This is a genomic window from Paraglaciecola polaris LMG 21857, from assembly GCF_000315055.1.
Taxonomy (GTDB): domain Bacteria; phylum Pseudomonadota; class Gammaproteobacteria; order Enterobacterales; family Alteromonadaceae; genus Paraglaciecola; species Paraglaciecola polaris.
Window position 1 is genome coordinate 1 of the sequence record NZ_BAER01000090.1, and the last position, 9,554, is coordinate 9,554.

6 protein-coding genes and 1 pseudogene are annotated in these 9,554 nt (G+C 38.5%); all 7 read right to left on the minus strand.

All coding sequences use genetic code 11. From position 1 onward, the window contains the following. Window positions 1-1,075 (minus strand): DUF5916 domain-containing protein (locus tag GPLA_RS15105; protein ID WP_226993126.1); only part of this gene is annotated, 1,075 nt, incomplete at its 3' end. Window positions 1,076-1,169: 94 nt separating this feature from the next. Next, window positions 1,170-4,217, minus strand: coding sequence for an efflux RND transporter permease subunit (locus tag GPLA_RS15110; RefSeq protein ID WP_007105813.1), 3,048 nt, complete (start codon window positions 4,215-4,217; stop codon window positions 1,170-1,172). Continuing rightward, window positions 4,217-5,245: an efflux RND transporter periplasmic adaptor subunit gene (locus GPLA_RS15115; RefSeq protein ID WP_226993127.1), complete on the minus strand. Its 1,029-nt coding sequence runs from the start codon at window positions 5,243-5,245 to the stop codon at window positions 4,217-4,219. The genes GPLA_RS15110 and GPLA_RS15115 overlap by 1 nt, the downstream gene beginning before the upstream one ends. A 29-nt stretch (window positions 5,246-5,274) precedes the next feature. Next, window positions 5,275-6,690: a TolC family protein gene (locus GPLA_RS15120; RefSeq protein ID WP_040514994.1), complete on the minus strand. Its 1,416-nt coding sequence runs from the start codon at window positions 6,688-6,690 to the stop codon at window positions 5,275-5,277. A 57-nt stretch (window positions 6,691-6,747) separates the two neighbouring features. Next, window positions 6,748-7,140 carry a diacylglycerol kinase gene (locus tag GPLA_RS15125; protein ID WP_007105817.1) on the minus strand — a complete coding sequence of 131 codons (393 nt, stop codon included), beginning with the start codon at window positions 7,138-7,140 and terminating at the stop codon, window positions 6,748-6,750. After that, on the minus strand, window positions 7,130-8,797 hold the full coding sequence (locus GPLA_RS15130; protein WP_007105818.1) for a phosphoethanolamine transferase: 1,668 nt from the start codon (window positions 8,795-8,797) through the stop codon (window positions 7,130-7,132). Before GPLA_RS15130 ends, GPLA_RS15125 begins: the two co-directional genes overlap by 11 nt. Window positions 8,798-8,809: 12 nt before the next feature. Then, window positions 8,810-9,554: pseudogene (locus tag GPLA_RS23615) on the minus strand (hypothetical protein); the annotation flags it as partial.

Consider the following 9,554-nt stretch of genomic DNA (forward strand, 5'->3'; position numbering starts at 1 on the left):
AAATGTCATTATTTTCTTCAGATGCGAGTAATATGGAATAAGAGGCATCGTTGCCAGATATGCTATATCTGGTCGCTGCAATAATGTCACGAGATTCGACATCTTCATACACCGACGCTCCGCCTATTCTAGGGGTGTGAACTAAAAATAAGCTTTCGGAACCACTGACATCAAACAGTGTTTGATTTCGAGTGAAAAAAGGTCTTTGCTCATTGAAAAACTGTTCTATTGCAGAGAAGTTGACTACCAATTCGTTTGATTCAACTTGACCAAAATCGGGATGAATCGTTATATCGATATACTCATTTTGACTGCGTTGCCAAAAGATATCCCCACCAAAATTATGTTGCGTCTTGTCGATTAATAGTGAGTGATTCAAAGAATAATATGGGAATATCTCCACATTGGATATTTTTGGTATTTTGACATCGATGCTTTTTAAGTTGTCAAAAAAACTGGTGTAATTTGTATATGATGGAGCACTAGAAATTATTTTCTGAGCATTATTACCGTGTTTACTGACGAGAAATTGGACTCTCTGAAGACTACTGTGTGATTTGAACGGAAAGTTTCGCCAGGGTATTTTTCCCGTCACTTCCCAATGATTTTCACTTGTTTGAACTTGGTAATCCCATTGACCATCCCAATCAAGTGTAAGGCCCGCGCTATCGTTATAAATACCATCAAAATATACATTCTGATGGTTGATACCAAATACATAGGCGTTTCGAGAGTTTGAGTTTGGGATAATATATATACGAATATGCTCATTTTCGAATACATTGTCATTTTCTTGAGCGCGGTACACATACTCTTCAGGTTTGATTATTTTGATCTTGAAATTAATCGCGTCTTTATCAGTGGAATATTCAAAAGAAAGTACGTTTTCGTTAACCTCTAGGGTTCTCGGCTCTACCACAAAAAATTGAGTTAATTTGTTTTGGGGGTTTGCATTAACTCTTGATGATACTGAAAGAAGAATAGTGATAGCGGTAATCGCCCAAACGTATACACCCAAAAGTCTATTCGTTGAAGACGACGAACATTGATAAGTCGTTAATTCAGAAAGTGACATGGAACACTTTTGCTTACAATTCAATATGTTTCATATTAAATTGTAAGCACGGTGAAATACAGAAATATAGTTAGTAATTTGTTGTTTGGAAGCGCTAGTGTCTCTTCAATACGGTTGATAATGCGCGATAAATTAATGGCGTCACAATTGTTACGATGGGTATCTGAACCAGTAATCCTGCTATGATAGCGATTGCGAGAGGCTGCTGCATAGCGGAACCTTGCCCAAGAGCTAACGCCAATGGAAGTAATGCTAAAATAGCAGCAACTGTTGTCATCGTTATTGGCCGTAAACGATTCAATCCAGCGTCTAATAAGGCATTTTGTTGCTTCAGCCCTTGCTGGCAAAGCGCTTGATATTCAGAAAAGTAGAAGATCGAAACCTCCGTTACTATACCTAATATCATGGTCATACCCATTATGGCAGTAATGTTAAGTTCTATCCCTGTAAGCCATAAACCAACAAATACAGCGGGCATGGCTAAAAGAGGGGATACAATAATCGCGATCGCAATAGCAAAATCTTCATATAAAAAAAGCAGCAGTAAGAAAACCAAAGCAAGGGCAGAAATGAAAACTTGTATAAGTCCTTTGAACGCAATTTGTTGCTGCTTATATAATCCGCCGAGTTCATAGTATTGATCATTAGTCAGTAGTCCTGATTGCGTTATTTGGGATTTAATTTCAGCGATGGTCGAACCGAGGTCTCTGCCCGTAATCCTCGCAGTAACGGGAACCATACGTTTCAGATTGTCTCGACTAATTTGCACCTGACCTGTGGCTAATGTGACCTTCGCAATTCGTTTTAACGGAAATTGATGACCATCGCTTGCTTGTATCCAAATGTTCTCGATTGAATCAATATTTCTTCTATTTTTGGCGGGTATCCATAAACGGACATCAATCAGTTTTAATCCTTGTTGTACCTGAGTCGTTATATCACCAGAGAACCAAGTATTGAGTTGTTGTGTAATATACTGCGGGTCAACACCTTCTAAGGCGGCTTTATCTCTATCTACTGTTATATTGATGGCATCTCCAGATGGAACAAGTCCATCTTTAATATCAACAACGCCGGTTATATTGCTGATAAGTCTCGCAATTTCTGGTGCGGTATTAAGTAGAGCCTGCTGATCATCGCCATACAATTTTATTTCTATGGGCTGAGGTACAGCGGTTAAATCTCCGATTAAATCCTCCATTAACAATGCCATTTCCACTTCAACCCCAGGAACATTGAGTTCAATATCGGTACGAAGGTCATCCATAATGACTTGAATATTAGGCCGTGGAAAACCTGTTAACCTAATAAAAAAATCGCCTTCGTTTGCTTCAGTTAATCCGCCTCCTAACTGCAAGCCGGTTCTGCGGGAATAAGTATCCACATTTGGATTCTGTTGAATTATTTGTTCAATTTGTTGCAGTAACCTGTCGGTTTCGGCGAGCGATGTACTTGCAGGAGCGACATAGTCGAGTATAAAACCTCCTTCATCCATCTGGGGCATGAAACCTGAACCAACTTGATGATATGAATAATACCCGACGAATATAATGGGCAATACCCCAACTAATACTAGCCAAGGCTTTAAAAACATCCTATTCATTATTTTTTTATAAAGGCTTAATATAGCCTTAAATATTTTCCCATTATCCTCTTTCTCTGCGTCCTTTAGAGTGAGTAGGTGCTCAGCAATTAGGGGCACGGCGAGCCAAGCAAGCAAAAATGAAATAACTAAGCTACTTGCCATTGTCATAGAAAGGGCTTTAAAGAATGCTCCCGTTACTCCAGAAAGAAACGCTAGTGGTGCAAAAATGATAACGGTTGCAGCGGAAGAGCCAGTTAATGGCTTAGTAAATTCAATTGCAGCTTTACGTACAGTTAACGCTGTATTGCCTTTGTTCTCACGTAAGCGTCTGACGACGTGTTCAATCATGACAATGGCATCATCGACGATCAAACCTACAGCGGCGGCCATACCACCAAGCGTCATAATATTAAAACTCATCTTGAGTAGTGTTAATAGCAGAACGGTAGTAGCCAGTACAGCAGGGACGATAACAATGGCAATTAAAGTGATTTTCACACTGCGTAAAAACACCAATAATACTAAAGCTGCCAATACAATTCCGATTGCAATTGCATCTCGAACACTTTTACCCGCTTCGGTTATAAGTTCGCTCTGATCGTACCAATTAGACAAAGTAATATCTTTGGGTAACTTGTCACGAAAGTTGGCAATTTTACCTTTAATATCATCGACGATCTGGACTGAATTACCGGCAGGTTGTTGATATATTTGGAATAAAACAGCATTTTTCCCATCAGCAGTAACATTTGTCCATTGCGGTGATGTTGTTACATCAATTTCGGCCACATCGCTAAGACGAACAAGACCATCGTCACCACTTCTTATAACTGTGTCTTTTAAGGTTTGTAATGACTGAATACGTGTATCTGAGAGCATTAGAAACAACTTATAATGCTCTTCCAATCGTCCCACAGCTTGCAATGTATTACTGGCGGTAATTACCTGTGCGACATCTGCAAACGTTAAGGTGAGCGCAGCGAGCTTCTCTGGAGAAATTAAAATTCGGTATTCAGTCTTTTCACCTCCGACTACAACGACTTTAGCAACACCGTTTATTGATGACAGTAATGGGATGAGTTGAAATTCCCCAATATCTCGCAACGCAACAAGTGATTCGGTAGAAGATGTTAAACTGTAGGCTGTCACAGGGAACACGGTTGGATCCATTCGCCTGACACTGAATTTTGTCCCCAGCGGGAGTTCCGGAAGAATTTGATTCAGGGCGGAATCTACTAATAACATCGCTGATACCATGTCATCGCCCCAAGCAAAGTTAATCGAAATTTCAGCGCTGCCTCGGCTCGTTGTGGAGCGCAAATTAACCACACCAGGCACAGAACGAACGGTTTGTTCAATTTTGCGGGTTACCATAATTGCCATTTGATCAGCAGGTCGGTCACCAGCTTCCACTGACACAACAACGCGTGGAAAGTCGACATGTGGAAAGAGTGCTACGGGTAATTTGCTAGCTGCTAATAAACCTGACAACGCCAGTAGCAGTACAAGGAACAAAATAGATCGTCTATGTTTCGCCGCCCAGTGAGCCAAATCCATTATTTCGCGTCCCTAGTGAGCATACCGTCCTCAAGAATATAATTTCCGAGAATAACAACTTTTTCACCTGCGTTTATATCCCCTGATATTGCAATTAAATTGCTTTGCTCACTCCCTTTTTTTATATAAATTTTATGGGCTATTTTATCTTTTAACGTAAAAATGAAGTAGCCATTGGCATCATTTAAGATTGCAGTATTAGGCACCGCAAGAGACTTATAAATTGCCAAGTTAAAATTGGCAACGATTGACGTGCCTAACACTAAATTTTTTGCGTGGGAAATAGGAATATCAATCAAGGCATCAATTAAGCGCGTACTTGGATTTACCATGGCGTTGATCACCGTTATATTGCTGTTAACGTGAACACTGTCATCAAAAACAGGCGTGATTGTTACGCTTGTATTCGGCTCAATTCGATTGATATCCTCGGGTTCAATGCCAACACGTGCCACTATGTGATTTTCAGAGGCTATTAACATTGCATTGTCATTGGGTTGGACTCGTTGACCTTGGACCAAATTTAGTTGGGTAACAATCCCGTCAATTGGTGAAAATAATATCTCTTGAGGTTGATCACTATTTCTTTCTAATAACGCATTTAGTGTACTTTGGTTGTCGTTTAAGTTTTTAGTCGCATTCTCAACGTCTGCTTTAGTCGCTAGCTTCTCCTCAAACATTCTTTTACTGCGTTTTAATTGCTGTAAAGCATATTCCACTGCATTGGTTGCTTGAAGGTATTGCATCTTGGCTTCTGGTGAGAGAATAATTTCAGCTAACTGTTCGCCCTTTTTGACGCGTTGCCCTGCTTGTATCCATACCTGACCGACAGTTCCGGAGGATGATAAGGATAGCGTTAGTACTTTATCCGGCCGAGGTTGCAATATTCCATATGCTATAACGTGCTCATTCATATCAACGGAGGTAATGTTGGTCGTCATGACTGCTGCTGAAGGTTGTTCTGCCCCCATTGCGGATAGGTTGCTGATTAAAAAAAACAGGATAATAGTCGGTATTGTTGAAGTCACTGAATTCGCCTTAAGTATGAGAATAAAATTTAATGCTGGTAAATAAAGTTAATTTTTGTGGCTTGCTCTTTAGCAGCTTCATTTGACCGCATTAACAGCAACGATAAGCTAAGCTGTGTCCGCCATTTACTGCGTTTTAAATCGAATACCTCTAATCTCTTCGCGAACCAAGTCGATTCTGCGGTTATAAAAGGAAGGGGGGCTAAATCACCCTGAGAATAGGCTTTTTCGGCATTTGAAAGTAGGTTTTCCATTGTGGATAGATTTTCAGAAAATCGAGCTTGCTGAACACTGAGAATTGAATTTAATTGGATTAGTTCACTAACGTTTGTATAGGCTTGCTGTAAGCGAGTCCGATACTCTTCTGCTAATTGCTTACGAGAAGTTTGAGCAATTAAAATGTTACCTTTATTACCATTAAATAATGGCAAAGTAATGCCAATATTAAATCCGTTTGTTCTTAGATCACCAGTGTCTTTGCTTGTTGATATTCCTAAATTAAATGCTGGAAATTGAGCGAGAATAGCTGCACGAAGATTTGCCTCTTGCGCAGCATAACCTGCCTGTAGAGCCAGTAAATCTGGGCGGACTTTATCAATATCCAATAGATATGATGTTATTTCGTCGGCACTCATTTCAAGTGGAACATCGAAATCAATGAGGGGAAAACGTGATGTTGTGTCTATTCCTAACAGTTGTTGAAGTTGGTGTGCATATTGATTGGACTCTTGCTGTAAAAGACTCGATTGGCTGTAAGCATCCAACAAAACGGATAAATCAGTAGCATTCGTTTCCAATGTTACATTGCCCTCTATCATACCGGCTTTTGATTGTTGGTAACGCCGCTCATATGTCGCAATCATATCCGCCGTTAGAGCCAGTTTTTTCTGAGTGTAATATAAATCAACAGATAATATTTTTGCTTGAAGTGAGACTTGCCATGCTTGCCACAGCAACACTAATTTTGCTTGTTTGCTTTGGCGATCACCAACATCAACTAAACTTTGGTGGGTAATGAGAGCATTCAAGTCATATCCAATACCGGTTGACCAAGCATTAACTGCACCTAATGAATTACCGAGAGGGTTGTCCATAGATGCGCTTATCTGAGGATCGGGTAGAAGCGTTAAATTATAAGCGGAAGCTTGTGCAACTCGATATTGTTCATAATTGACTTTTAAAATAGGACTATTGAAAAGGGCCAAACTCGCAATATCATCTAAGGATAGACCGTCTTCTAGGCTGATAAAGTGTGGCATGAAAGCCGGGGAGTGATTGGCTTGGTCGACCAACGTCGCTAAATTTACTGGTATGTGTCTTTCCGGTAAAGGTTGTTCAATATAAGTAGCGCAACCTGTTAACGTAAAATATGCAGGTATAAATATGGAAAATATGCAGATTTTAGAACGCAACGTAGAATGACTAAATTCAAATATATGCTTCATCTGTTAACTCTAATATTAAAATTAAAAACACGTTTTTTTTACATAATAATTCATCACTCAGATACATATTACCGCCCAGGTTATAAGGGCAAGTAAAATACTTACCGTAACCGCAGCTGACCCAAGATCTTTTGCCAATCCAGACAATGTGTTCATCTCCAGCCCTATTCTGTCAACAATGACTTCTATAGCAGTATTTAATATCTCGCATAATATAACGAAGAGTATGACGCTGATTAAAATTGTTTGCTCTATTAGAGAGACGTTTAATAAAAAAGTAATAGGGATCGCGATTACTAAGGCAAGGCATTCTTGTCTAAACGCAGACTCGTTTATGAATAGCCAAATTAATGCTCTAAGCGAATTTTTTGATGCTAAGTAAATACGCTTAAATCCTCGGGGTTTTGCATTAGCGTCGAAAAGGGTATTAGTTTGACTATCATTCAGCATATGAGGTGTTTCCATGTTGTTCTAAAGGATTCGTTTTACACGTATTAAAAACATCTTTTTGTGGAATATAAGCTGTTGTTTTCACCGCAGTGACTCCTAACAAGGTATCAAAAAAATTGTCATGCGATAACGCTGATTCGGCTTTATGTTGAATGCAGGTTATATCGAATTGATTATTGTTAGGGGCTTGCCAATAAAGCATAGGGATATGAGTTTGTTCCTTCGGGGCAAATACATATGGTAAGCCATGTAGGAAAAAGCCATTTTCACCTAAGGACTCACCATGATCAGATACAAATAACATTGACGAATCAATATCATTATTACTGGATAGTGCTTCTAATCGGTCGATTATTTGTTTTAAAATAAAATCTGTATATAAAATTGTATTGTCATAAGTGTTTATAAGTTCTGCGCTAGAACAATTTTGTATGTCGCTACGTTGACAGTCAGGAATAAATTTACGGTGTTGTTTTGGATAACGTTTAAAGTAGGTTGGCCCATGAGAACCAATCATATGGAGTACGATAAGCGTATTTTCAGCGTGTAAATTTCTAAGTTTGTTGTCTAGAGGCTCAAGTAATTTTTGGTCGAAGCAATACTCGCCATCACAAAGGGGATCCGATTCGTCAACATCTATTGACACGGATTCCACTCGTTTACATACGCCTTTGCAACCACCATTATTATTATCTATCCACACCACTTCAACGCCTGAAAGATTAATAATATCGAGTACATTTTGCTGGGAGTCGGCAACATGCTTATCGTAATTTTCTTTATCCAATCGTGAAAACATGCAAGGTACGGAAACTGCGGTGGCGGTGCCACAAGAAGCAACATTCGAAAACGATATTATATTCGTGCCCTTGGTGTGTTCGTTGGTGGGTGATTCATAGCCATTTAAAGCGAAATTTTTTGCTCGAGCCGTTTCTCCTAATACCATCACTGTAACTTTTTGGTTGCTATTTACTAATTTGAACGTTGGCTTTATGTCGAGCAAACGAAACTCACGAGAAGTATTGTTTAGTGAGCGTTTCATATACTTAAATGATGCTTCATAAAGCTTAAATGGAGTAAGGTAAGAAGTAAGTTCTCTATTATTTCTACCTACGGAGGCAAAATTAACGTAAAAAAAGCTAATTAATATACTCAGTATTACTAAGCAACTGGTGATGAGACGAGCACGAGAAAGTAACTCAGACACGAGTGTTTTTCTTACCACCTTTATTTTGTATATCAATATTGAAGGAAATAAGCCAAGTACTAAAAAAAATATTAAGGAATACAAATTAAAATAAGAAAATGCTTCAGCAGAGTCCGTCTCTACAGTATTTTGTACCATGCCATAATCAAATATAATTCCGTAATGAAATGTAGCGTAAAATAAAATGGAAGAAAGTAGTATTGTAAATATTAAAAATGGCTTTAATAGATATTTAGTTGAAAAAACAGAATTTAATATAATGGTCATACAAAACAAAACTATAGGAACCGATATAAGAAAATATATACTGTATATATCGTTTGAAGTTACGGCGGTCAAAACTTTTGTGTAAAATGGAATGTTAAAAAACAACGCGATATATGCAGATGTTAAAAATATAATGGTATTTACTGACAGATTTATCTTTGGTAGGGATTTTAATGTGAGCATTATAGCGATTCTCTAGAAGGAATGTTTTGTGGTAATGCGTATCTCAACGCCATTTACGTTGACGTCGGTAGATATCGGCTTCACTAAATCAACATGAATTACTTGAGCGTCACTTGAGTGGGTAGAATAAAATCTAGCTCCTAAGCCAACAGATGTGAGTAGGGATTTATTAATATTAGGAATCTGAGTGTCACCAAATGCTTTTCCAGCATCAAAGAATGCTGCGCCTCCTAACTCAAAAAGTTTGTAAATATTAATATGTGGGTAGTATCGTACTTCAGCGGTAAATTGAGCGGTTCTTTCACCATGCTGATATTGTAGTGGATATCCCCTAACACCTGAATCGTCACCAAGCTCGACAGGACGGTCTAGAAATTGATTTTTGCTAAATATGTTAATATTCTTGAAGTAAGCTCCCCAGCTATCATTTATTTTTTGAAAATATTCAGTCGAAAAACTTAATAAGTATCTGTCGTTCCCTATACTGTCTGAATAACTTTCACCTTCGTATTTAGTATCTATAAAAAGATATCCACTATTGAATACTTGAAATCCTTTTGTCGCAGACAGACTGAAAATAAGGTCCGGAGATTGATGGTTTTTAGAAAAGTCTCTACCGATTAAAGTTGAGATGTGCCAACCAAGGTTGAAATCCTCGATTTGGTTTATAAGGTTGAAGTTTGTTAATTTTCGATAATCTTTTTGCAGATATTCAGCGAGTAAAAATGGGTAATTGTAATCTCGATCCTGTGGTATA